This is a genomic window from Maridesulfovibrio zosterae DSM 11974 (genome assembly GCF_000425265.1).
GTDB lineage: Bacteria > Desulfobacterota > Desulfovibrionia > Desulfovibrionales > Desulfovibrionaceae > Maridesulfovibrio > Maridesulfovibrio zosterae.
Genome location: NZ_KE384342.1, coordinates 590,596 through 614,334 on the forward strand (window position 1 = coordinate 590,596; position 23,739 = coordinate 614,334).

Genomic DNA, 23,739 nt, shown 5'->3' on the forward strand with positions numbered 1-23,739 from the left:
AGATGCTCCTTGTAGGAGTTAGTGTGTTAAACACATTTTAACTAAGTTGTAGATACAATTGGTTATTTTTCTAAAATAACAACAGCTGCTGCGGTGTCACGGCCATGAGTTATGGAAAGATGAATGCTTTGCACACCCATTTCACTACTGCGCGCTAAAGCCTTACCTCGAAAAATAAGCTCGGGGGCACCTGAATTTAATCTGGAAATCTGGATACATTGGAAAGTTATTCCTTCAGCAAAACCTGTTCCCAGTGCTTTTACAGCAGCTTCTTTTGCTGCAAAGCGTGCAGAAACGTAAGGTACAGGATTTTTATCTGGAACAAGTTGCATCTCTTCTTCTGTAAGAATTTTTTTTATAAAGCGCTCACCAAATTTTTCCAGCGAGCGCTTTATGCGGTCGAGTTCAGTAATATCAATTCCAAGACCAATAATCATAATTTAGTTCACAAAAGTTCTGATGAGTTTAAGCATGTCACGTACAGCACGGTCAATCCCGAGATAGATAGCGCGAGCCATAATGGAATGACCAATAGAGTATTCACAAATACCGGGAACCTCAGCAAAATCAAGAATATTGGTGTAATTCAAGCCGTGTCCGAGATTCACTTTAAGTCCAAGGTCCTGACACAATTTAATGCCGTCAATTATTCTAGATAACTCATTTTTTTGATCAATGCGTGTCTTTGCATCTGCAAAATGCCCAGTATGAATTTCAACATATTCAGCACCGATAGCTTTAGAAGCTTTAATCTGGTCTGGGTCTGCATCTATAAAAAATGAAGATCCAATGCCTTGCTCGTGAAGAGGGGCCAGATATTCAATAAGTCTTTTTTCCTGACCGATACAGTTTAAACCGCCTTCAGTGGTGAGTTCTTCACGTTTTTCTGGTACGAGGCATACTGTGGCAGGTTTTATACGCAGCGCAATCTGTTGCATTTCTTCTGTTGCCGCCATTTCAAAATGAAAATCAGTTTGAATAGTCTGGCTGATGAGATTTATATCTCGGTCTTGTACATGTCTGCGGTCTTCGCGTAGATGCATTATGATTCCTGCTGCGCCAGCAAGTTCACACATAGCTGCGGCAGTTACTGGATCTGGTTCAATGCCAAGGCGTGCTTGGCGGATAGTGGCAACGTGGTCTACATTGACGCATAAGACTGGCATATTTATATCCTCCGATAACTTATGTCATGATTTTTTGCCGTTTTTTGAATAAAATATTAGTGGTGTATTTACTTGTTACGGCTTGGTAGACTTACAATATAATTAATGTTCATGGTTGGCAACCGTCATCTCTTTGTAACCCCTGAATAGTTGACAATAAAATAGTATTGGAGTTATCGGCTCAGTAACTAAGCAAATGAGATTGGCAAATAGAAATTGCCGTCAAATTATAAATGAAATTAATCATCGAGAGAATTACTAATGAATATTTGTATAGTAGGGACCGGCTATGTAGGCTTGGTCAGTGCAGCTTGTTTTGCTGAGATGGGTAACCATGTCTGGTGTGTGGATAATAATCCTAATGTAGTAGAGACCCTTAAACAGGGTAAAATTCATATTTTTGAGCCAGGGCTTGAAGATTTAGTTAAACGTAATTTTGAGGATGAAAGACTCTTTTTTACCACTGATCTTAAAGAAGGACTTGATAAGGCAAAATTTGTTTTTATTACTGTTGGAACTCCTTGTAGTTCTGACGGTAGTTGTGATTTGCGCTATGTTGAAACTGTTGCCCGTGAAATAGGTCAGGGAATGACTACCCCCAAGATTGTTGTTGATAAATCTACGGTTCCTGTTGGAACTGCGGATAAAGTTCGTGCAATAATTAATCAGGAACTGGATAAAAGAGGCCTCAAAATTGAATTTGATGTCGCATCTAATCCTGAGTTTTTGAAAGAAGGTGATGCCGTCAGTGATTTTATGAAACCTGACCGTGTTGTTGTCGGAACTGAAAGCGAGGGCACACGTAAAGCTTTTGAAACTTTGTACGCTCCTTATGCGCGCAGCAGAGAAAAACTTATTTTTATGGGTACCCGCAGTGCTGAAATGACCAAGTATGCGGCAAATTGTATGCTTGCTACCAAAATTTCGTTTATCAATGAAATCTCCGGTATTTGTGAAAAAGTAGGCGCTAACGTTAGGGAAGTAAGAATGGGTATCGGTTCTGATCATAGAATCGGATATTATTTTATCTATCCCGGCGTAGGTTACGGGGGATCATGTTTTCCTAAGGATGTGAAAGCCTTGATCAATACGGCGAAAGAAGTTGGTGCTAATCCTGAACTGGTGAAAGCTGTAGACTCGGTAAACAATCGTCAGAAAAAAGTTTTGGCTAGCAAAGTACTCGATTACTTTGACCCTCAGGGAGGAGTTAAAGGTAAAACTCTTGCTTTGTGGGGACTTGCATTTAAAGCTAATACTGATGATATGCGTGAATCGTCAGCTCTTTCAATTATTTCAGAACTGACTGCTGCTGGTATGAAAATTAGAGCTTTTGATCCTGTTGCTCATGAAAAAGCAGCTGAAATTCTACGTGATAATGATCTGGTGGAGATTGTTCATAATCAATATGATGTTCTGGAAGGAGCTGATGCGCTAGCTGTTGTTACTGATTGGAATCAGTTCAGAAACCCTGATTTTGAAACAATAAAAAAATCTTTGGTAGCGCCGCTTATTTTTGATGGCAGAAATCTCTATGACCCGATATCAATGGGAGAGAATGGTTTTGCATACTTCTGCATAGGCCGCAGACCTGTAGGTAAATAATAAAAAAATAAGGCCCGCTTAAAGCGGGCCTTATTTTTAGGGGTCTAAAGTTTTCATAGATGATCGAAGTTGCAGTTCCTGCAAAATCAATCTTTCATATTCTGGACTGTACTGAATATTTTCCTGAATATCTTGATCTAACATTTTGGCAAGAAATTGAGTTTCTTCCCAAAAATCTAGAAGTTCTTCGTTTGCTAGAGATTTAATCTGGTCTTCTAATGTTACATTTTCTGTAGGGGAAAACTGAGCCATGCGAGTTCATACCCTCCTGAATCTTCGCCTTTCATTAAGCACGTATTTGCTATACAATATTTCTAATAGTCATTTCCTGTCTAGTAGTCAATTTTTCAAAAAATAAAATAATTGAAGATTTGTCTTATAATTTGATGATTATCTTGCAAATATTTCAGATCAATAATAATATACTTTTTAATACAAATATATTTCTTTATTATTAATTAAATACTGGGTAAATACGGCTTGATATATTATAAAAGCAACCAATAGGGGGCAATTTATGGAAGAAGGTAAGAAAATAACACTAGATGCTGAACTTATTCAGCTAGTTACCTTCAGTATCGGGGAGGAGGAGTTTGGTGTAGATATCCTTAAGGTACAGGAAATCATAAGAACTATGGAAATCACCAAAGTTCCTAGAGCTCCTATATTTGTTGAGGGTGTCATCAACCTTCGCGGTAAGGTTATCCCCATTATCGATCTTAGAAGTAAATTTGGTCTGCAGACTATAGAACACGATCAGAATACACGTATCATTGTTATTGAAATTAATGATATGATTGTCGGATTTGTTGTTGACTCTGTTTCTGAGGTATTAAGAATACCAGCTTCTACAGTAGAACCACCGCCGGCTGTTGTATCAGGGCTTGAATCTGAATATATAAGTGGAGTTGGCAAGCTTGAAGATAGGTTGCTTATTCTGCTTGATCTTAACAGACTTCTGTCTAGTGATGAACAGGAACAACTGGCTCAAGTATAGTTAGAAGTTTTATCTTTTTATAAAGTATTTATCAAACTCTAGCTTTTTGAATGTCTTAAATTCAAACTCTTTTTTGTACTTTGGGCAGTATATGTTGGTTGAAGCCGATATTTGCTGGACATCAGTGTACATTATCTGCAAGAAAAAGTCGTTCTCTGGTTTTCATCAGGGGACGACTTTACTTTTTATCTATTTTCGGAGTTAAATTGTCTTTACCTTCCCAATTTACTGCTTTTGCCAATGGCAGCGGTGAAAATATACGTGTTTTCAAAAGTGGTCATGGCACTCAAGCGTTTTCTGCACATAATCTTCACTCTCGTGGACAATCTGTTATTATGGTTGCTCCGGGAGCCCGTGAATACTCAGAACTGAAATCTTTACTTACTCTTTTCAGTCGTAATAACGGGCAGGAAAAGGGTAAAATTATTCCAGCATGGGAGCGAGACTGGGTCTTTTTACCTCCTTACCTGTGTAAAACTCCAAGTGCATCAGAATGGGCTGAACGGTGGACTGCGCTTCACGCATTAACCAGGGGAAGCAAACAGTCTGTTTTAATGACCGCAGACAACCTGCTTCCTAAATGGCCTTCACCCACGGTACTAGAGAACAATTATATTGTTCTTTCTAAAGGTGAAGAAATGGACCCAGAACTGCTTATGGAGCAGGTCGTTACATGGGGATATTCCAGAACGAAACTGGTTTCCGGTTATGGCGAAATGGCCATGCGTGGTGATATTTTGGATATTTATGCTCCGGGATATGATTTACCTGTCAGACTAGAATTTTTTGGAGATATCATTGAGGAAATTAGGGTTTTTGACCCAGCTTCACAACGATCCAAAGCTGATCTTGATGAGGTGACTCTTCTTCCTGTTGCTCCTGCAATGCTCAATGAAGGATATCTTGAAAGCGCAGCACTGTTGTGGGAGCAGCTGAAGAAAACCGGAGAAATATCAATAGAAGGTTATAGGCAACTAATTGAACGAACAGAGAATATCGACGGTATGATCTGGCCTGGTCTTTTTTATCCTGAAGCTGTCGATCTAAAATCTTTTTTTCCTCTAAAATCAATTTACATACTTTCATCTGCGTCGAATTTACGTTCAAAATTACAGGATCAGGGGTATGGGTGGAAAAAATTTCTCCATGATCAATCTGCTCATAATGGATGTAAGTGGCCTGTTAATACTGTGTGCTGGAACGAAGAAAAAGCACGCTCTACGTGGCGTGATGAGCGCCAAATTGTTTTTGAAGATCTAGTTATAGGTAGAGAAAAAGATGGAATAGATCTTTCGGAGAGGGCCATTTCTTCATTCTCAGATATCTTTTGGAAACCTGAACAGATGAAGCGTCCGTGGGCAGCACTTGTTGCAGCGCTTAAAGAATGGAGTTCAGAGCGGTTTCAGACTGTTTTAAGCTTTCGAACAGAGAGGTCCCGCAAAAAATTTCTATCTCTTCTTGAACAAGAACAACTTACTATTTCAACTGAATATTCTCCTTTAAATAGAGGAATATATGCTCTTGTTTCTCCCCTTAAGCTAGGGATGGAACTTGAGTGGAATCAGACTATGATTCTTGGTGAAGAAGTTCTTCAGCCTGAAACAACCCGTGGCACACGCAGTCGGGACAAAGCTTTTGAAGGAATGACCAGTTACGAAGATCTTTTGCTTGAAGATCTACTGGTACATCGCGATTACGGACTTTCCCGTTTCGGTGGGTTGCATCATATGAATGTAGGAGATGTGTCAAATGATTATCTCCTTTTATATTTTGACAAAGAAGATAAGTTATATGTCCCTGTTGACCGCTTAAATCTTGTTCAGAAATATAAAGGCCCTGAAGGAACTTGTCCTTTATTAGATAAACTTGGTGGATCGCGTTGGTCTAAGACTCGGGAAAAGGCCCGTAAGGCCATTGAGAAAATTGCCGGAGAGCTTGTGGAAATGTATGCCTATCGCAAAATTGCGAAAGGATATGCATACGGGCCTCTCGATGAAATGTATTGGGAGTTTGAAAGTACTTTCGGTTTTGAGGAAACTCCTGATCAGGAAAAAGCCATTCAAGATGTTTTCAGAGATATGGAAAGTTCTGAGCCTATGGACAGGCTTGTATGCGGAGATGTTGGCTTCGGTAAAACCGAAGTGGCTCTACGAGCTGCTTTCAGAGCAGTTCTGGACGGTAAACAGGTTATTTTACTTTGTCCCACAACTGTTCTTGCAGAACAGCATTATCAGACATTTGTACAGCGTATGGAAGGGTTCGCTGTCTCGGTTGGAATGCTTAGCAGGTTTGTGCCTAAAACCAGACAGAAAAGAGTTGCAGAGCAACTTGCTGCAGGTGAACTTGACATCTTGATAGGGACACATCGGGTTCTTTCAAAAGACATTGAAGCACCGAATCTCGGTCTGCTTATTCTCGATGAAGAGCAACGCTTTGGAGTGCGTCATAAAGAACGTATCAAAGAGATGCGTAAAAACATTGATGCCCTTACTTTAACAGCTACTCCTATCCCAAGAACTTTACAGTTGTCACTTTCCGGAGTGCGCAGCCTCAGTACAATTGAAACTCCTCCAGTAGATCGCAAACCTGTTGAAACAGCCATCATCGAGCGTGATGAAGGTATGCTGGCTTCAGTGGTCAAAAGAGAGCTTGAACGAGGCGGACAGATTTTCTGGGTGCATAACCGAGTGCAAGGGCTTGAAAGAGTAGTAGATTTTGTTAAAAAGCTTGCTCCTGATGCGCAAATTGGAATGGCGCACGGGCAGATGTCTGAGAAAAGTCTGGAAGAGACTATACATAAATTCTGGCACAAAGAACTCGATATACTCGTTGCTACAGCTATTATTGAATCTGGACTTGATTTTCCTAATGCGAATACATTGATTGTTGATCAGGCTCAGATGTTTGGACTTGGGCAGCTATATCAGTTGCGGGGAAGAGTCGGACGCAGTACCCGGCAGGCCTATGCATATTTTGTTGTTTCTTCGCTTGATTCACTTTCAGAGAAAGCAAAGAGAAGAATGCAGATTATTTTGCAGCTTGATTATCTTGGTGCCGGCTTTAAGGTCGCTATGGAAGATTTACGATTGCGTGGAGCTGGTAATATTCTGGGCGAAGTACAGTCAGGACAGATGGCCAAAGTAGGACTTGATCTGTTTCTTGAAATGCTTGATGAAGAAGTTCGCCGTATCAAAGGCGACGAATCAAGTGCTGTAACTGATCCAGAAATGAATTTTGTGTTTAAAGCTCATTTGCCGGAAGATTTCGTTCCTGATGCCCGTGAAAGACTCCGTTATTACCGGGCATTGTCCTCTGCAGATACTGAAGCTAAAATTGAAGAGCTTGGAGCAGAAATTAAAGATCGTTTTGGACATTTTCCAGAGGAAGTTGAGAATTTTATATCAGTCCTTTATCTGAAAAGAACCTTAGCGCGTCTGGGCGTAAATCGTGCAGACCTTTTTCCGACGAGAGTTATTTTGACGTGGGCAGAAAAAAATAATCCGGTTGATCCTGCAAAGCTTATTGGTTTTGTTGCTGAGCAGGGTGATAAGGCTAAACTAAAACCGCCGGCGAGTTTGGAAGTTCGTTTTGATCAGGAAAAGGGTATTTCCAAAGGTTTGGATGAAATTTGCAAGAAACTTGAACCATTAGTTTAAGTTTTACTATTCATGCAATAACATGTGGAATTTATATGAAAAAATTATTATTAGCGCTTTTACTAGGTTCATTGATACTGACTGGTTGCAAGAATGAAAGTGAAGACCCTGGAGTTATTGCACGAGTTAATGGAAAGCCAATATATTTGAGCCAACTTGATTACAAATATGACCTTATGCATGAGGGAAACATCGGATTTGTTCCGTCCGTCAATCAGGTTAGAGAAGAATATGGGCAGATTCTTGGTGATATCATAGTGCAGGAGCTGGTTTCACAAGAACTCAAAAATAGAGGTATTCCCGTTACCGACGAAGAAATGAAAAAAGCTGAAGATGATGTCAGGGCAGATTATCCTGATGATGCTTTTGAACAGATTTTAATAGAAGAATATATTGATATCAACGCATGGCGCTCACAACTTAAATATCAGCTGGCCATGGATAAGTTTTATCAGCAAATTCTACGTCCTGAGATTAAAATTGATTATAAGAAAGCTGAGGATTATTACAGAACTCATCTTTCAGATTTTTATATGCCAGCAGGATATAAATTTATTATGGTTAAAGGGCTCAGTAAAGATTTGGTACTGAAAGGGGTTGAATTATACAGGGCCGGTTTAAAGCCTGCGGATATTGCTCAGAAGCTCCGCAAAGTTTCTGTAAGAGATGTCTGGATAAGAAATGGACAGATTCCTACTACGTGGGAACCTTTTGTTAAAGATCTTCAAATAGGTGAATCTACTTCTGTTATCAATCAGGGAAAAGAAGTCCTCTGCCTAATTCTTAAAGAAAAAAAAGCAGCAACACTACTTACTCCTTTACAGGCTTATCCTGCCGTTGAAAAAGTTCTACTCGAGAAAATGCTTAAGAACCAATTTGAGCTTTGGCTGACGAATAAAATGAAAATGTCGAAAATTAAAATTAGTAAAGAATTACTTCCTGCATCAAATAAAGAGACGGATGTTTCTGAGCAGGAAACTAATGAAAAGTAGTCAGGTGAACTTCATTATTAGCTGTCTTGCATAGTTGAGGGAAAGAGTTTAGTTAGGCAGAGGAATTATTAAAGCTTTGAGCTTTTTAGTTTATATATTGTTTAGATTAAGTTCCATTTTATCGGAATTTTATTTTAGGGAGATTTTCAATTGAAGCGTATTTTTGCAGGAATTTTGGTCGCTTTGGCCTGTTTTTCAACAACTTTAGCCTCCGCAGAGGAAAAAGTTGTTGATGGCATTGTTGCCGTTGTTAACGGTGACATTGTGACTATGTATGAATTAAACGCCAAAATGGCTCCGATCATGCAAAGATTTAAAGGGAAAGAACTTTCTGCTGCAGAAGCTGAACAGATTAATAAAATTCGTTCTCAAATTTTAAACCGCCTTATTGATGAAATGATCATTGATCAGGAAGCTAAAAGACTTAAGATTAATATTTCTGATCAGGATATAGATAATGAAGTTAAGCGTATCAAAGAGGTTAGTAAGCTCAATGACGAAGAATTTGAGCGTCAGCTTGCTCTACAAAAAACAACTTTGAAACAGTTCAAAGAGAATTTAGGAAAGGATATCCGTAAGCATAGACTGCTTTCATATAAAGTTCAGAATAAGGTAGTTGTTACTGATGAAGAGATTCAAACTGCCTGGAACAGCACTCGTACTGCTGAAGATGAAACAGCAAAAAGTGTTCATCTAAAATTGATACTTTTTGCTGAAAATGTGTCTGCTGAAAATATACGGGAACAGATCGTATCCGGTAAAACAACTTTTGAAGAAGCTGCTGATAAATATACTATCGGTCCCGGAGGGGGGAGCGGTGGTGATCTTGGTGTTCTTGAATGGGATGATCTTGCTAAAACCTGGCATGATGCGCTTGATGGGCTTAAGCCCGGTGAAATAAGTACTCCTTTTGACGTACAGACCTCAAAAGCGTTGCTCAAGCTCGATTCATATGCCAATGCAGAAAAGGGTTCATTCGAAGACAGCAAGGATGAAATTTATGAAAAGCTTTACCGCCAAAAGCAAGATAGTGTTTTTGAAGATTATATGAAAAAGCTTAAAGAAAAAGCTGTTATTGAGATTAAATAATTCGGGGAGAACTGTAGCGGAGCATCAGGCTGGGATTATTTCTGCCTGTTTTTCATCGACATCTCCGGGAGTATATTTCCGGACTTTACATCATGATCTATTAAAGAGGGTCGTATGGATTTGAAAGAGCTTGGTTCCCGACTGAGGGCGGAAAGAGAACGGCAGGGGTTTACTATAGAGCAAATTATGGAACTCACTAAAGTTAGCCGTGTGAATATTACTGCTATTGAAAGTGGTAACCATAAAGAATTCCCTCATCAGGTATATGCGAAAGGTTTTATTAAAAATTATGCTAAAAATCTTGGACTTGATGCCGAAGAAATTGGTGAAGAATTTACAAAAATTATAACTGAGTCTCCATATGATGAAGATGTACTTGCATCCGAGAGGGCAACGCACAGTGAATACTCTGCGCCCAGAAAAGGAGGATCATTAGGAACTATTGTTTTAGTTTTTGTTTTGGCAGTTCTTGTTGGTGGTTTAGTCTATTATCTCCATGATAATTCAAAGACTGAACTTGGGCAAAATGGACAGACTGGAGCTGCTTCAGTAGAAGACGTTGTCAAGGATACTTCAGTTGTTGCACAGTCTGAAAAGTCTGAGGTCAAAGAAGATACTGCTCAGAAAAGTCAGCCGGCATTGGAGGTTGATAAAGGTGGAAAGGTTATAGAAACTTCAATTGAAGAAGACAAAACCGCAGAAGTGGCAGAGCAAAATGCTAAGGTTGCTGCCTCTGATTTAGAAACTGCCCCTGTTGCTCCTGCTTTGAAAAATGTTGTAGTGATTACTGCAAAGCCCGGTGAAACCTGCTGGCTGGAAGCCATTACTGATGGTAACAATAAAGAGTATATAGTTCAGGAAGGAGAGTCCTTGTCTTTACCATACAAAAATAATTTAAAAATAAAGCTGGGTAATTCCGGCGGTGTTAAAATTCTTTCTGATGGTAAACCTGTTGAATTCAGTTCATCTAAGGGTAAAGTTAAAAACTTGGAATTTCCTGCTTCAAGTTAAGCATCTCATGTTCAGCTAATGGAACTTAATGAACGGGTTGTAATACTTAAGACAGGAAGATTTAAGGAGAATGATCTCTGGGTAAAATTTCTTTCAAGCTCCAGAGGTGTTCAGAATGCCTTTGCTTTTGGCGGCAGCAGAAGTCGGCGAAGATTTGGTGGATGCTTAGAGCCGTTTTCACAGGTCCTTTTTAAAACAGGAACAAATAAAACAGGAACCTATCAGGTCTTGCAAGAGGGGAGTCTTGTTAAAGCATACCCCGGTATACGTTCTGATTTACGCAAGATCGGATTGGCTGCAAATTGTTTGAAATTTGTTGAATCTGCAATAATAGGCAGTGAAAATAGCCGTAGAGTTTTTGAGTTGCTCATTGAAACACTTGATGTGATTGAAGACTTTGATCCTGATGATTTTTTTCCATTATTCTTTAGAGCTAAGGTCGCATTTGAGCAAGGATACAGTCCGGACTTTACAATTTGCTCACAATGCGGCAAACCTCTGTTCAGTTCACGTCCTGTTGTATTTGATATAGAAAAAGGTCGTATCAGCTGTGTTGACTGTGCTGATGTTAGAAAGGGGGAGTCTGTGAGTGTCGGAACTATTCGAACTCTTGCCTGGATTCAGGATACAGGGCCTTCAAATTGGGCATCGCTTACAGTTCCTGTTGAAATTCGTCAGGAATGTTTTTCCATCATGGACAGGTTTATGGCCTATCATTTGGGGCTGGTCTGGGAAGGAAACAGTTACAGGAAAGTATAAATTTTGCTCTGCCTGCTGCAGGCAGAGGTTGTTACGCAGATTTATTTCACGCTGAAGTCAGTTTTTTTATCTGAATGTAGTCTGGACTTTTTCTGCATTAATTTGTTTATAAGTTAGGCGTTTATTGTTTTTCTCGCGGTGAGCGAAAACGATAAGCGAATCGATAGAAAATTTCGATTTTTTCTAGACACGAGGAATTTTAATGAATTTTCAAGATGTTATTCTCAAACTACAAGACTTCTGGTCTGATTATGGATGTTGTATTGTCCAGCCTCTTGATATTGAAGTAGGTGCTGGAACATTCAATCCTTCAACCTTTTTTCGTGTAATCGGTCCTGAGCCGTGGAAAACTGCTTATGTTGAACCTTCCCGCCGTCCTACGGATGGACGTTACGGTGAAAATCCCAACCGTTTGCAGCACTATTTTCAGTTTCAGGTTATCCTGAAACCATCTCCTGATGATGTTCAGGACATATATCTTAAAAGCCTTGAAGCGCTCGGCCTGAATGCGGCTGAACATGATATCCGCTTTGTGGAAGATGACTGGGAATCTCCGACCCTCGGTGCGTGGGGACTTGGCTGGGAAGTATGGCTTAATGGAATGGAAGTCACTCAGTTTACATATTTTCAACAGGTTGGTGGTATTGATCTTAAGCCCGTTTCCGTTGAAATAACTTACGGTCTTGAACGCATCAGTATGTATTTGCAGGGTGTTGAGTCTGTTTACGATCTTAAATGGAATGACAAGGTTACTTACGGTCAGATATACCACCAGAATGAAGTAGAGCAGTCCAAATATAATTTTGAGCTCAGTGATGCCAATATGCTTTTAGACCTGTTTGACAAGTATGAAGCAGAGAGCAAAAGGTTGTGCGAAGAAGGACTTCCCCGTCCCGCATATGATTATTGTCTTAAATGTTCTCATACATTTAATTTGCTCGATGCCCGTGGAGCAATATCCATTACTGAGCGCGCATCATACATCGGCAGAGTTCGTAATCTCGCTTCCAGTGCTGCTAAATTGTATGCACAAGAACGTGTGGATATGAATTACCCCATGCTTGAAAACGATTAAAAAAACGGAAACTAAAATGGCCGATTTTATTCTCGAAATTGGAATTGAAGAGATGCCCGCTCGCTTTGTTCCGCGTCTTGGCATCGACATTAAAGATATATTCAGCGAATTGCTTGAAGAAAACATGATTGATTGTGAAAGTGTTGAAGCTTTTGCAACACCGCGTAGACTAACTCTTTTTGTTAAAGAAATGTCAGCTATGCAGCGTCAGATTGTGGAGGAAGTCTCCGGACCTCCTGCCAGAATTGCATACGATGCAGATGGTAATCCTACGAAAGCTCTTGAAGGTTTTGCTAAATCTCAAGGTATTGCGATCGAAGATATTTACACTCTTGAAACAGACAAAGGTGATTACCTGGCAGCAAAGAAAACAGTTGGCGGTGGTAAAACTATTGCTATTCTACCTGAGCTTTGCACAACTGCTATAAAAAAACTTTCTTTTCCCAAGAGAATGAAGTGGGGTAATCTTGACTTCGCTTTTGGACGTCCTCTGCGCTGGATGCTTTGTCTTTTCGGGGCAGATGTTGTTGATTTTGAATTAGCAGGACTTACTTCTGGACGTAAGACTTTTGGTCATCGTGTAATGGGAGCCGGTCCATGGGATGTTGCAACAGCTGCTGATTACTTTTCTGTGATCAAAGAAAAATGTTCAGTTGTCATTTCTCCTGATGAACGCGGTGAATTTGTTCGCAGCGAAGGCGACAAACTTGCTTCTGAACTGAACGGTTCAGTTGTCTGGAAAGAGTCATTGCTCCAAGAAGTAAGCAATCTGGTTGAATTACCGATGCCTATTATTGGAAATTTTGACGAATCTTTTCTAGAACTCCCCAAAGAAGTTCTGCTTACAAGCATGGAAAGCCATCAAAAATGTTTTGGTATTCAGAAGGATGATGGAGAACTTCTTCCTCATTTTCTCTGTACACTGAACCTTATTCCCAAAGACATGGATCTGGTCCGTAAGGGATGGGAAAAAGTTCTTAAAGCAAGGCTTGAAGACGGTCGTTTCTTTTGGAAAAAAGATCTCGATACAGATTTCAGCGTATGGCTTGAAAAACTTGAACATGTAGTGTTCCTTGGACCTCTTGGTTCCATGGGTGATAAATCTCGCAGACTTGAAAGACTTGCAGCTCTTATTGCAGGTAAAATAGATGCGTCATTACAGACTGAAATGGCTCGAGCAGGCCGCATTGCTAAAGCTGATCTAGTTTCTGAAATGGTTAATGAATTTGACAAACTTCAGGGCATGATGGGCGGAATATATGCTTCCAAACGCGGTGAAGATGAAGTAGTCTGTAAGGCTCTCTACGAACAGTACCTGCCTGCCGGAGCGGAAAGCCCGGTTCCGTCCACTATCGGTGGAGCAATTATTTCTATGACTGATAAAGCTGACACACTGGTCGGCTGTTTCGGTCTTAACAAAATCCCCACTGGCGCAAACGATACCTACGCGCTTAGGCGCGCCGCTCTAGGTATCGTGCGCATGATTATAGAATTCGGTTTTAGAGTTGATATAGTTGAAATCATGGACATGGCTTACGATGGCTATGCCAAAAACATCAAATGGAAACTTGAAAAAACTGAAGTGATTGAGAAGCTTGGTGATTTTATCTCCAGCAGACTCCGTGCTTATTTTACCGGTCAAGGCTATGAAACAAGAGTTGTTGATGCTGCTTTAGGTGCCGGTTTCAGAGATGTAACAGCTCTCAAAGCTCGGGTTGAAGCTCTGGCTAAATTTGCCGAGACTGACGGTTTTGAACAGTCTGTGCTGACTTTTAAACGCGCAGCTAACATTATTAAAAAGCAAGATAGTGAAAGAGAAGCGACACTTACTGGCGGGTTTGAAATAGATCGGCTGGTTGAGAAGCAGGAAATTGAGCTTGCAACTAAGCTTGACGAAACTGCTGACCGTTTTGAAGAACTGTGGGAAAATGACGAGTTTGGTAAACTGTTCGCAATCCTCGGCGAACTCAGACCCGTTGTTGATGCTTTCTTTGATAATGTTATGGTTAATTGCGAAGATAAAGGCCTTCGTTTTAACCGTCTTAACCTGCTGCAGGCGCTTGTTGACCGTCTCAGTAGACTGGCTGATTTTGGCGCTCTCCAAGTCTAGGTCAGAAGCCTTTTTTTGGCAGATTAAGTTAATGCTGTCTTTTTGTGTTTTTATCATGAAAAAAATGGTATTTAACTTGACAGTTGCAGGTGTTTTTAGTTAAAGACACTCTTCGTTTGCACGTAATCCTGTGTAAGCAGGTTAAAAAATAGAAATTTAATTTAAGGAGAAATACCTTGGCGAATCATAAATCCGCACTCAAAAGACACCGTCAGAGCCTTGCTCGTAATGAGCGTAACAACATGGTACGTACCCGTATCAAAAACGTTGTAAAAGAAGTTCGTTCTGCTGTTGAAGCTAACGATACTGAACTTGCATCATCTGCTCTCCGTAAGGCAACTGCTGTTCTTGATAAGGCAGCTACTAAAAAGGTAATCCACGCTCGCACAGCAGCTCGCAGGATTTCCCGCCTTCACGCAGCCGTTAATAAAATGGCTTAGTGTCTTAGATTTATTTTACAAGACATTTCAGCCCGTTGCATTTTTTGCAGCGGGCTTTTCGTGTTTATTTTTTTTCTTTATTTTTTGAATGTGATTATAGTTGTTCATTCTTCAATGTTTTTTTATTTATGGATGGTGATGTTTGAGAGCAACATTGTGCTTTATGATTCTTCATTTACAAACTTTTCTAGTTAGTTGATATATTTTATTAACAGAGTATAGAGCTATTTGATGAATATTATCATCAGACAGTGGTAATGTTGCTGTAATTCAGCTATCAGGTTATAAGCAAATACTGATTTCAACTGTATTTTTTATACTTTAAATATTGGGTGTAATTCTTACAAGGAGTAGTTTTTGAGAGTTATAATAGTAGGAGCCGGAGAGGTTGGGTTTAATGTAGCCAGACGTCTTTCCGGAGAAAATAAAGATGTTGTTGTGATCGACAAGGATCCGAAAGCTCTTAGTAAGGTCTCAGATTCACTTGATGTTCAGACTATTCAGGGGTCAGGTTCAAGTCCGGAAATATTGGAGAAAGCAGGGGTAGAAGAAGCTGATATTTTTCTTGCAGTTACAGATAAGGATGAGATCAATCTTTTAGCAACTTTTTTTGCTAACCGTATGGCTCCGAAAGTTATTAAACTCGCTCGTATTAGAAATGAAGATTATACTAAATATTCAGAGATGTTCACTAAGGGTGATCTACGGATAGATACTGTAATTAACCCTGACGAAGAGGTTGTTGAGTCTATTTTGCGGGTTATGAGTATTCCAGGTGCGGTTGAAATTAATGATTTTGTAGGTGGTAAAGTTCGTTTGATCGGTGTTAAATTGCCAGATCAAAGTCCTTTGGTCGGGGTAGCTCTAATGAATGTCAGAGAACACTTAGGTGATGTTGATGTTGTTATTGCTGCTTTAGTGCGCGATGACAGGCTGATTATTCCCGGAGGTCTGGATACAATCGAGCAAGGGGATATCGTTTATTTTACCTGCATCCGTGACCATCAGGATATGTTGTTGCAGCGAGCAGGTATTCTTTCTGATCCAATACGTAAGGTTATGATTGTTGGTGGTGGTAATGTAGGCTTTTTATTAGCCCAGGCATTGGATAATAAAAACTATCACACCCGCTTGCTCGATCATGATGCCGAAAGGTGTAGTGTGCTTTCTGAGTTACTGGACAGAGTGATCGTTCTCCATGGTGATGGTACAGATCAAGATCTGCTTAGAGAGGAGAATGTCGGTGATCTAGATATGGTTATTGCTGTTACCGGTGAGGAGGAGATGAATATCCTTTCCTGTCTACTGGCAAAGAATCTTGGAACTCGTAAAACTATTACCCGGATTAATAACTTTGCATATATTCCACTCATTCAGCCTATAGGTATTGATCATCTGGTATGTCCAAGACTCTCTGCTATTAATTCTATTTTGCATTTTGTCAGGCAGGGGAAGGTTATTTCTGCTGTTTCAATTAAGGGAGAAGAAGCAGAAGCTCTTGAAGCCATTGCTCAGGAAAAATCAGGTATTGTAGGTAAGCCTATTATGGATCTGGATCTGCCTAAAGGGACTTTGATACTATGCTTTCAGCGCGGCGAAGAAGTTATTATTCCTACCGGGTTGACTATTATTGAACCAAACGATCGTTTACTGATTATTTCTACTCATAAGAATATCCCTAAGATTGAAAAGGCCCTTACCACCAAGTTGGAGTTGTATTAATGCGTTGGCAAGTTGTTCTGAATATTATTGGAGCACTGACTCTGTGTGTAGGGCTGACAATGTTTTTTCCTCTAGCATTCTCACTTTATTATCAGGATGCAGGGATATTACCTCTTGTAAAATCACTGATAGTTACGTCAATTTGCGGGCTGGTTCTGTTTTTTGTTTTCAAAGGAAAAGATGAAAATAGGGGACTCAGTCACCGTGAAGGTATGGCTATTGTTGCTCTGGGCTGGGTCTCTGCCGGATTTTTTGGAAGCCTGCCATTTTATTTCGGGGATGTTTTTGTAAATTTTGTGGATTGTTTTTTTGAATCTCTTTCAGGTTTCACCACCACTGGCGCATCGGTGATGATGGATATTGAAAAAAATGCCAAAGGTATTCTTTTCTGGCGTAGCCTTACTCACTGGCTGGGGGGGATGGGAATTATTGTTTTGTCTCTTGCAATCCTTCCTTTTCTTGGAGTGGGGGGAATGCAGTTGTATAAAGCTGAAGTTCCAGGTCCTGTTCCAGATAAGCTTAAACCTCGCATTAAAGATACAGCACTGGTTCTCTGGAAAGTTTACCTGCTTTTTTCTGCCATTGAAGCAGTTTTGTTGATGTTTGGCGGAATGGATTTTTTTGATTCACTTTGTCATACTTTCGGAACACTTGCTACGGGTGGATTTTCTACCAAAAATACATCTGTAGCATATTTTCAGAGTGCGTATATTGATTACGTCATTACAGCATTTATGATTGTTGCAGCGATTAATTTCAGCCTGCATTATCAAATGATTAAAGGTCGTCCGCTTCTTTTATGGCGAGATCCTGAGTTCAGATTTTTCGGTATAATTACGCTGGTAGTTACTGCGATAATAACTGCCTCTGTTTATTCGGCTACTAATTATGATTCTTTTGCTGACTCTTTCCGGTATACATCATTTCAGGTTGCATCCATTATGAGTACTACTGGTTTTGCTACCGCAGATTATGAAATATGGCCTGCTGTTGCGCAAGGTCTGCTTTTGCTCTGTATGTTTCTTGGCGGCTGCGCTGGATCAACAAGCGGAGGGATGAAACATCTACGTATTATGCTCCTGCTGAAACAGGCTTATCAGGAAGTTTTTAGAATTATTCATCCGAGGTCTGTAAATAGGGTTAAACTAGGCAAGACAGTCGTTAAGGCTGAGACAATGAACGATATCCTGGGATTTTGTGTTCTTTGGCTGGTACTTTTTGTTGTTTGCGGACTGATTGTAGCCGCGACCGGTGTTGATGTTGTTTCTTCTTTTGCCGCTTCACTTGCATGTATAGGGAATATAGGCCCTGGTATAGGAAGCGTCGGACCAACTGAAAATTATGCTCATATACCTGAACTTGGGAAGTGGGCTTTAATATTTGCAATGTTGTTGGGAAGGCTTGAAATTTATACTGTGGTAGTGCTTTGTGTGCCTGAATTCTGGCGCAAATAAGAATAATATAAATAGTTACTTAACAGTCCGTTCAAAATATTTTGAGCGGACTTTTTTATATAGTAAAGCCTTTTTCTTTCATTGCATTAGCATTAATGAAGGCCGCCATTCCTGTTTTCATTTTACGGAATTTCTGTTTGGCATAAAAATTTTCTTTTCCGGGAGCTGCGTATAATATTACGTTACAACCGGATAGCTTTTCCATTAGGGCATCCATGAGTGTCTTTCCAAGGCCCATTCCTTGATATTCAGGGATTACAGCCACGTCATAGATGGCCGCTTGATATGCTCCGTCACTGAGTGCTCTGCCAAATCCGATCAGCTGGTTGTCAGTGTATATGAATACCGTAACATAACTGTTTTCAAATGCTTTTTGATGAGTATCATTATCGAAATATGCCATTCCTACATCTTTCAAAGTTTTTGTTACAACCTGCCAGTTAATATCTGTGCAATCGTATTTGATCTGAATATCCATAAATCAGTACTCCATAGATAATTTTAAAATAAATGGGGAGGCTTTAAAAAGCCTCCCCATAAAGAGTCTTTTGTAAATGGTTTAATCTATACGATAATGACATCCGATGCTTTTTTTATTTCGCAGGGCTGCAATAGTTACTATCATAGCTGATTGGCAACCATGGAATAAATCAATAATTGGTCTGCTTATAGGAGTTTCTTTGTAAAATGATCTTAGATTCCTGTTAAGGTTTTGAAGATCATTAATTGCTCTATTCAGTCGTGCCGTTGATCTGGTTATACCAACGTAGTTCCACATTACACTGCGGATAAATGTCCAGTCCTGTGCAATCAGAGCTGGGTCTTCATTGGCATTTGTTCCGGGGCTTTCCCAATCTGGGATAGCATTCAATACTTTTTTGCTGATAGCTGATTTTTTGGATGCTCTTAAGCCGATATCTTCACCGGCTGTGTATCCCCATAGCATACCTTCAAGCAAAGAAGTACTTGCAAGACGGTTTCCACCATGAACTCCTGTACATGAACATTCTCCGACAGCATATAGTCCATCAAGAGTTGTTTTACCCTTTTCATCCACAAGAATACCGCCGCAAAAATAATGAGCAGCCGGTACAACCGGAATCGGTTGTTTGGTTATATCCAATCCGGTTTCAAGACACCTTCCGTAAATAGTAGGAAATCTAGTAGTTAGATTGTGTTTAACATGATTAGCTGCATCAAGATACACGCACTCTTCTTCTGTTTTAAGCATTTCTTCAAGTATGGAGCGGGTCACAATATCACGCGGTGCTAGATCTGCACGAGGATCGTAACGATGCATGAATGCTTCACCTGAAGAATTTATCAATTTTGCTCCTTCGCCGCGGACTGCTTCTGAAATCAGAAATCTACGCGTAGCGCGGGAGCGAGTCCCCTGATAGAAAGCTGTCGGATGGAACTGAACCATTTCAGCATTAATCACTCTTGCTTTAGCGCGGTTAGCCATTGCAACACCTGACCCTATTGATCCGGTAGTATTGGTGGTATGCAGGTAAACCTGACCAAGCCCTCCAGTTGCAAGGACAGTGTGATCAGCCAGAAGAGTTTCAACAACATCTTTGGATTCATTATAAACATATGCACCAAGACATCTATTGCTCAAAGTATACATAAACTCTGTACCCATGGCATGGTGATGATTGGTGAGTAAATCAATTGCTGTACGGCTGCTGCAGACGTTTATGTATGGATGCTCAGCAACGCTCTTGCTAAGAATTTCCATAATTGACTGTCCTGTGTGGTCTGCACAGTAAAGAATACGCGGGACAGCGTGTCCTCCTTCACGGGTCAGACTGTATTCTCCGTCATCTTCTTTATGAAAAGGGACCGGATATTTTTCAAGCAGTAACTTTTTTAAAATATCCGGACCGTTTTTAGATATAGCACGCACAGCTCTTTTGTTGTTGTAATTCCAACCTGCTGTGTAGATGTCCTTTTCCAGTAATTTAGGAGAATCACCTGTCCCGGTATACACAATCCCGCCTTGAGCGAGTCGTGTGTTTCCTGTAAAAAGATCTTCTCCCTGTGTTAACAGCGTAACTTCTATACCTTTTTCTGCTATCGTCAGAGCTGATATACATCCGGCGATTCCTGATCCGATTACTAAAACTTCTGTTTTCATTCGGTTTTCTTGCATGCCAATATATCTCATAACTTACGGCAGCCTTTTCAGGTTCCGGCTAAAGATTTAACTAAACTTAAGCACAGACTTGGAGCATTCTTTCGAGAGCTGTTTTTGCATGCGCTCTAATTTCATCGGAGACATCTTCATACTCAGAGGTGTCTAGATTTATCAGGAGATCTGCAAGATTTTTTTCATTAATTTTAGCCATATTACTACAGATACTGATTCCAAGAGGGATAATATTTTTTTCAGGGAACATATTTTTCAATCTGTTAACCAGATTGGTTTCAGTTCCGATAACAATAGTAGCTCCCTCAGGAGATTCATTAACGTACTTGATCAGATATGACGTAGACCCGTCACCGTCAGCAGCATGTACTAATTCCGGCGGGCATTCTGGGTGAACAATGATTTTACAGCCGGGATATTCTTTGCGAAATTTTTCAATCTGAGAAAGTTTAAATCTCTGATGAATAGCGCACAGTCCGGGCCAGATGAGTAAATCTTTATCCACTGTTTTCTGAGTATCAATCTTTTCACCTTTACCACGGATATCAAGGAGTATTCGTTTTTCATCAGGAATACCAATTTTGTCCGCAGTGTTTAGAGCAAGATTTTTATCAGGCAGAAAGAGTACTCCGTCGCCTTGCTTTAATGCCCATTTGAGCATCTTTTCAGCATTGGCTGATGTGCAGACAGAGCCTCCATGTTTACCGCATACAGTTTTCACTGCAGCAGGGGTATTTACATAAGCTAGCGGAATTATTTTTCTTCCGGTCTCATTAAGTATTTTGGTTAGGACTTTATCAACCAGCCATGCCGGTGCCATATTTGCCATTACGCAACCTGCGCTGGCATCCGGGATATATACTTTTTGATTATCCCTGCGCACGATAGCTGCTGATTCGGCCATGAAATGAACACCGCAGAATACAATATATTCTGCTTCAAGTTTCTCAATCTGACGGGCAAGTTCAAGTGAATCGCCTTTAAGATCAGTATGCCTGATGATTTCATCAGACTGGTAATGGTGTCCTAAAATTGCCAGCCTCTTACCGTATTTTCTTTTTTGCTCAGCAATAATATCTGAATACATCTATTGTATTACCTACATTGATATAATCTTCATGCTCATATCAGAGTATTTAGCAGAATGAGTGATTCTTCCCACTGAAATGTAGTCCGGACCAGCTTCTGCAAGTCCAGCAATTGTTTCAAGGGTCACATTTCCACTGATTTCTGTTTCAATTTCATCAGGAATGGTTGCAATTGCAGCTTTAGCTTCTTCAAAAGTCATATTGTCGAGCATAATGCGCTCAACTTTACAAGCAATAGCTTCGTTGACTTCTTCCTGGTTACGGCATTCAACTTCAATAGGAGGGCATTCTTCGTATTTTGCACGAAGTTTGTCGACCGCTGAAGTAATAGAGCCTGCACGATCGATGTGATTGTCCTTAAGCATAAGCATTTCCACAAGATTGAGTCTGTGGTTTTGCGCTCCGCCTACAAGTACAGCATATTTTTCAGGATAACGCAGTCCGGGAAGGGTTTTACGAGTATCCAGAAGAATGGTTTCGCTGTGATCAAGAGCATCAACGTACTTACGTGTTTCTGTAGCAATACCGGACATGTGAGCAATGAAGTTGAGGATTACCCGTTCCGCTTTAAGGAGCAGGGCTGCAGGCCCTTGAATAGCGGCAATGAGCGTTCCAGTGGAGATTTTTTCACCTTCATCTACATTTAAATGCACCTGACACTTATTTTCCTGATCTGCAAATTCAAGAATCAAGTTAATTAACGGCAAACCGGCTACAACAGTATCTTCTTTAGCAATGATTTGAGCTGTAGCAATATCTTCAGGTTCAAACAGGCCCAGAGAGGTCAAATCAGGACCGTCTTCGCTTAAAGCTATTCTTATAGTGGCTAGAAGGAACATTTTCGCTTCTGCCTGAAAAAAATCATTAAATGTGTTTTTAGTCATATTAATCCTGTTAAGATTTTGTAACATTAAGTTTGAGGTCATGTTACGAATTTCCGTATCCCGTTTTATCAAGTAATACAAGGACTGAGAAGGATTTCACAAAATGTTTTTTACAATATATCCTAGTCATAAATTTTGACCTTTCGGGCTATTTAAGATAGTTGGTTCGCCATGAGTAAGGCAAAAGGAATACCCGAACCACTTAGAGAGTGGCAAGAGAGTGGACAAGGACTACCTGGTGAAGTTGACCAACTAGTCCTTGAGGCCTTGCACCCTGCGGATACTGCTGACCATATTGAAGAACTCGGCCTTGAAGAGCAGGTTAAGTTTATCAAACAGCTACCAATCCGTGATGCAGCTGACTCCATTGCAGAAATGGCGAAATACGACCAGCGAGATCTTATTGAGCGACTCAATGTGGGAATTGCTGCAAGAATTCTTGAATATATGTCGCCGGATGATGCGACTGATATTCTTGAAGATCTTGATGACGATTTAAGGGAAACTCTTCTTAGGCAGATCAAAGCGGAAGACCGAGAAGAAATTTCTACACTTCTGACCTTTGATCCTGAAACAGCCGGTGGTGTTATGACCACTGAAGTTGCCATTGTACGTGACAATATGACTGTTGATCAGGCCATAGCCACGATTCGTAAGGAAGTGGAAGATAAAAGTATTCCATACTATGCCTATGTTGTGAATCGTCGCAATCACCTGGTTGGTGCGGTTTCAATGCGAGATCTACTAATTTCACGTCCTGGAAAGACTCTGTCCGAGCTGACAGATAACCAGCATCTTATCTCTGTTACATATAATGTGGATAAAGAAGAAGTTGCCCGTCTTATTGCACACTATAATTTTCTTGCCATGCCTGTTACTGATTTTGATCATCGTTTTATCGGTGTAGTCACTGTTGATGACGTTATTGATATTATGAATGAAGAAGCCAGTGAAGATATGCAGTCTATGGTTGGTGCGGGTACTGATGAAACAGTTGATTCCCCATGGAAATATTCTGTAAGAAAAAGACTTCCATGGCTGGTCATAAATGTTGCTAACTCGGCTATTTCAGCATGGGTTGTTCATCTTTTTGAAGGTAATATCGCTAAAATGGCCATACTCGCTGTTTTAATGCCTATTGTTGCTAATCAGGCCGGTAATACAGGTCAGCAGGCGCTTGCGGTTATGATTCGTCAGTTCGCAACTGAAAAATTTGATCGTAAAAAATCTTGGGAAGCGGTTTTACGTGAATTTAAAATAGGTCTTGCAAATGGAATATGCATAGCACTTCTCGTTCTGCTTTCAGTTTTTATGCTGACGAATAATTCTGTCCTCGCCATTGTTATGTCTGGAGCTCTTTTTATTGATATGGTGCTGGGAGCCGTAGTAGGGGGAGCAATTCCTATTATTTTGAAAGAATTTGGACGAGATCCGGCACAGGCATCATCTATTTTTCTGACAACTATAACTGATAGTTTCGGTTTCTTGTCACTGCTTGGGCTTGCCGGTATATTTTTGTTGTAGTTTATAGTCAAAACTGGC

At 40.3% G+C, this 23,739-nt stretch carries 20 protein-coding genes; 13 read left to right on the forward strand and 7 right to left on the reverse strand.

What is annotated here, in order from left to right; translation table 11 throughout:
- Positions 1-62: 62 nt before the first annotated feature.
- The gene (locus H589_RS0114265) at positions 63-437 is read right to left on the reverse strand and encodes a holo-[acyl-carrier-protein] synthase (RefSeq protein ID WP_027722658.1); all 375 of its coding nucleotides are present in this window, start codon (positions 435-437) and stop codon (positions 63-65) included.
- Between the two features lie 3 nt (positions 438-440).
- Positions 441-1,166 (reverse strand): pyridoxine 5'-phosphate synthase, encoded by a 726-nt coding sequence (locus H589_RS0114270; protein WP_027722659.1) that lies wholly within the window; start codon positions 1,164-1,166, stop codon positions 441-443.
- Between the two features lie 261 nt (positions 1,167-1,427).
- Here H589_RS0114270 and H589_RS0114275 point away from each other — a divergent pair, with 261 nt between their 5' ends.
- Positions 1,428-2,768 carry a UDP-glucose dehydrogenase family protein gene (locus H589_RS0114275; protein WP_027722660.1) on the forward strand — a complete coding sequence of 447 codons (1,341 nt, stop codon included), beginning with the start codon at positions 1,428-1,430 and terminating at the stop codon, positions 2,766-2,768.
- A gap of 36 nt (positions 2,769-2,804) precedes the next feature.
- On the opposite strand, the gene H589_RS0114280 is transcribed toward H589_RS0114275, so the two are convergent.
- Complete coding sequence (locus H589_RS0114280) at positions 2,805-3,020, reverse strand: hypothetical protein (RefSeq protein WP_027722661.1); 216 nt, start codon at positions 3,018-3,020, stop codon at positions 2,805-2,807.
- A gap of 265 nt (positions 3,021-3,285) precedes the next feature.
- Here H589_RS0114280 and H589_RS0114285 point away from each other — a divergent pair, with 265 nt between their 5' ends.
- The 11 genes from H589_RS0114285 to H589_RS0114335 all read left to right on the forward strand — a co-directional run bounded on the left by H589_RS0114285 (position 3,286) and on the right by H589_RS0114335 (position 18,073).
- Complete coding sequence (locus H589_RS0114285; protein WP_027722662.1) at positions 3,286-3,765, forward strand: chemotaxis protein CheW; 480 nt, start codon at positions 3,286-3,288, stop codon at positions 3,763-3,765.
- Between the two features lie 206 nt (positions 3,766-3,971).
- Positions 3,972-7,421: a transcription-repair coupling factor gene (mfd, locus tag H589_RS0114290; protein ID WP_027722663.1), complete on the forward strand. Its 3,450-nt coding sequence runs from the start codon at positions 3,972-3,974 to the stop codon at positions 7,419-7,421.
- 35 nt (positions 7,422-7,456) lie between these two features.
- On the forward strand, positions 7,457-8,413 hold the full coding sequence (locus H589_RS0114295) for a SurA N-terminal domain-containing protein (protein WP_027722664.1): 957 nt from the start codon (positions 7,457-7,459) through the stop codon (positions 8,411-8,413).
- A 150-nt stretch (positions 8,414-8,563) separates the two neighbouring features.
- The gene (locus tag H589_RS0114300; protein ID WP_027722665.1) at positions 8,564-9,502 is read left to right on the forward strand and encodes a SurA N-terminal domain-containing protein; all 939 of its coding nucleotides are present in this window, start codon (positions 8,564-8,566) and stop codon (positions 9,500-9,502) included.
- Between the two features lie 114 nt (positions 9,503-9,616).
- Positions 9,617-10,513: a helix-turn-helix domain-containing protein gene (locus tag H589_RS0114305; protein ID WP_027722666.1), complete on the forward strand. Its 897-nt coding sequence runs from the start codon at positions 9,617-9,619 to the stop codon at positions 10,511-10,513.
- An 18-nt stretch (positions 10,514-10,531) separates the two neighbouring features.
- On the forward strand, positions 10,532-11,272 hold the full coding sequence (gene recO, locus H589_RS0114310) for a DNA repair protein RecO (RefSeq protein ID WP_027722667.1): 741 nt from the start codon (positions 10,532-10,534) through the stop codon (positions 11,270-11,272).
- 202 nt (positions 11,273-11,474) lie between these two features.
- Positions 11,475-12,347, forward strand: coding sequence for a glycine--tRNA ligase subunit alpha (gene glyQ, locus H589_RS0114315; protein WP_027722668.1), 873 nt, complete (start codon positions 11,475-11,477; stop codon positions 12,345-12,347).
- Between the two features lie 16 nt (positions 12,348-12,363).
- Positions 12,364-14,457 carry a glycine--tRNA ligase subunit beta gene (gene glyS, locus H589_RS0114320; RefSeq protein ID WP_027722669.1) on the forward strand — a complete coding sequence of 698 codons (2,094 nt, stop codon included), beginning with the start codon at positions 12,364-12,366 and terminating at the stop codon, positions 14,455-14,457.
- 176 nt (positions 14,458-14,633) lie between these two features.
- On the forward strand, positions 14,634-14,897 hold the full coding sequence (gene rpsT / locus H589_RS0114325) for a 30S ribosomal protein S20 (protein ID WP_027722670.1): 264 nt from the start codon (positions 14,634-14,636) through the stop codon (positions 14,895-14,897).
- Between the two features lie 357 nt (positions 14,898-15,254).
- Positions 15,255-16,619: a Trk system potassium transporter TrkA gene (gene trkA / locus H589_RS0114330; RefSeq protein ID WP_027722671.1), complete on the forward strand. Its 1,365-nt coding sequence runs from the start codon at positions 15,255-15,257 to the stop codon at positions 16,617-16,619.
- Positions 16,619-18,073, forward strand: a complete 1,455-nt coding sequence (locus H589_RS0114335) for a TrkH family potassium uptake protein (RefSeq protein ID WP_027722672.1) — start codon at positions 16,619-16,621, stop codon at positions 18,071-18,073. Before trkA ends, H589_RS0114335 begins: the two co-directional genes overlap by 1 nt.
- Before the next feature lie 55 nt (positions 18,074-18,128).
- On the opposite strand, the gene H589_RS0114340 is transcribed toward H589_RS0114335, so the two are convergent.
- The 4 genes from H589_RS0114340 to nadC all read right to left on the reverse strand — a co-directional run bounded on the left by H589_RS0114340 (position 18,129) and on the right by nadC (position 22,197).
- Positions 18,129-18,551, reverse strand: a complete 423-nt coding sequence (locus H589_RS0114340; RefSeq protein ID WP_027722673.1) for a GNAT family N-acetyltransferase — start codon at positions 18,549-18,551, stop codon at positions 18,129-18,131.
- 81 nt (positions 18,552-18,632) lie between these two features.
- Entirely contained in the window at positions 18,633-20,213 is a 1,581-nt protein-coding gene (nadB, locus tag H589_RS0114345) for an L-aspartate oxidase (RefSeq protein ID WP_245577160.1), read from the reverse strand.
- A gap of 76 nt (positions 20,214-20,289) precedes the next feature.
- Complete coding sequence (gene nadA / locus H589_RS0114350) at positions 20,290-21,312, reverse strand: quinolinate synthase NadA (RefSeq protein ID WP_027722675.1); 1,023 nt, start codon at positions 21,310-21,312, stop codon at positions 20,290-20,292.
- A gap of 12 nt (positions 21,313-21,324) precedes the next feature.
- Positions 21,325-22,197 carry a carboxylating nicotinate-nucleotide diphosphorylase gene (nadC, locus tag H589_RS0114355; protein ID WP_027722676.1) on the reverse strand — a complete coding sequence of 291 codons (873 nt, stop codon included), beginning with the start codon at positions 22,195-22,197 and terminating at the stop codon, positions 21,325-21,327.
- A gap of 171 nt (positions 22,198-22,368) precedes the next feature.
- Between nadC and mgtE the strand changes: the two genes are divergently transcribed.
- Positions 22,369-23,721 carry a magnesium transporter gene (gene mgtE / locus H589_RS0114360; protein WP_027722677.1) on the forward strand — a complete coding sequence of 451 codons (1,353 nt, stop codon included), beginning with the start codon at positions 22,369-22,371 and terminating at the stop codon, positions 23,719-23,721.
- The last annotated feature ends 18 nt before the right edge of the window (positions 23,722-23,739 follow it).

Coding starts and splice junctions, on each gene's coding strand:
- H589_RS0114265 (WP_027722658.1), bottom strand. CDS start 437: ATGATTATTGGTCTTGGAATTGATATTACTGAACTCGACCGCATAAAG.
- H589_RS0114270 (WP_027722659.1), bottom strand. CDS start 1,166: ATGCCAGTCTTATGCGTCAATGTAGACCACGTTGCCACTATCCGCCAA.
- H589_RS0114275 (WP_027722660.1), top strand. CDS start 1,428: ATGAATATTTGTATAGTAGGGACCGGCTATGTAGGCTTGGTCAGTGCA.
- H589_RS0114280 (WP_027722661.1), bottom strand. CDS start 3,020: ATGGCTCAGTTTTCCCCTACAGAAAATGTAACATTAGAAGACCAGATT.
- H589_RS0114285 (WP_027722662.1), top strand. CDS start 3,286: ATGGAAGAAGGTAAGAAAATAACACTAGATGCTGAACTTATTCAGCTA.
- H589_RS0114295 (WP_027722664.1), top strand. CDS start 7,457: ATGAAAAAATTATTATTAGCGCTTTTACTAGGTTCATTGATACTGACT.
- H589_RS0114305 (WP_027722666.1), top strand. CDS start 9,617: ATGGATTTGAAAGAGCTTGGTTCCCGACTGAGGGCGGAAAGAGAACGG.
- recO (WP_027722667.1), top strand. CDS start 10,532: ATGGAACTTAATGAACGGGTTGTAATACTTAAGACAGGAAGATTTAAG.
- glyQ (WP_027722668.1), top strand. CDS start 11,475: ATGAATTTTCAAGATGTTATTCTCAAACTACAAGACTTCTGGTCTGAT.
- glyS (WP_027722669.1), top strand. CDS start 12,364: ATGGCCGATTTTATTCTCGAAATTGGAATTGAAGAGATGCCCGCTCGC.
- H589_RS0114335 (WP_027722672.1), top strand. CDS start 16,619: ATGCGTTGGCAAGTTGTTCTGAATATTATTGGAGCACTGACTCTGTGT.
- H589_RS0114340 (WP_027722673.1), bottom strand. CDS start 18,551: ATGGATATTCAGATCAAATACGATTGCACAGATATTAACTGGCAGGTT.
- nadB (WP_245577160.1), bottom strand. CDS start 20,213: ATGAAAACAGAAGTTTTAGTAATCGGATCAGGAATCGCCGGATGTATA.
- nadA (WP_027722675.1), bottom strand. CDS start 21,312: ATGTATTCAGATATTATTGCTGAGCAAAAAAGAAAATACGGTAAGAGG.
- nadC (WP_027722676.1), bottom strand. CDS start 22,197: ATGACTAAAAACACATTTAATGATTTTTTTCAGGCAGAAGCGAAAATG.
- mgtE (WP_027722677.1), top strand. CDS start 22,369: ATGAGTAAGGCAAAAGGAATACCCGAACCACTTAGAGAGTGGCAAGAG.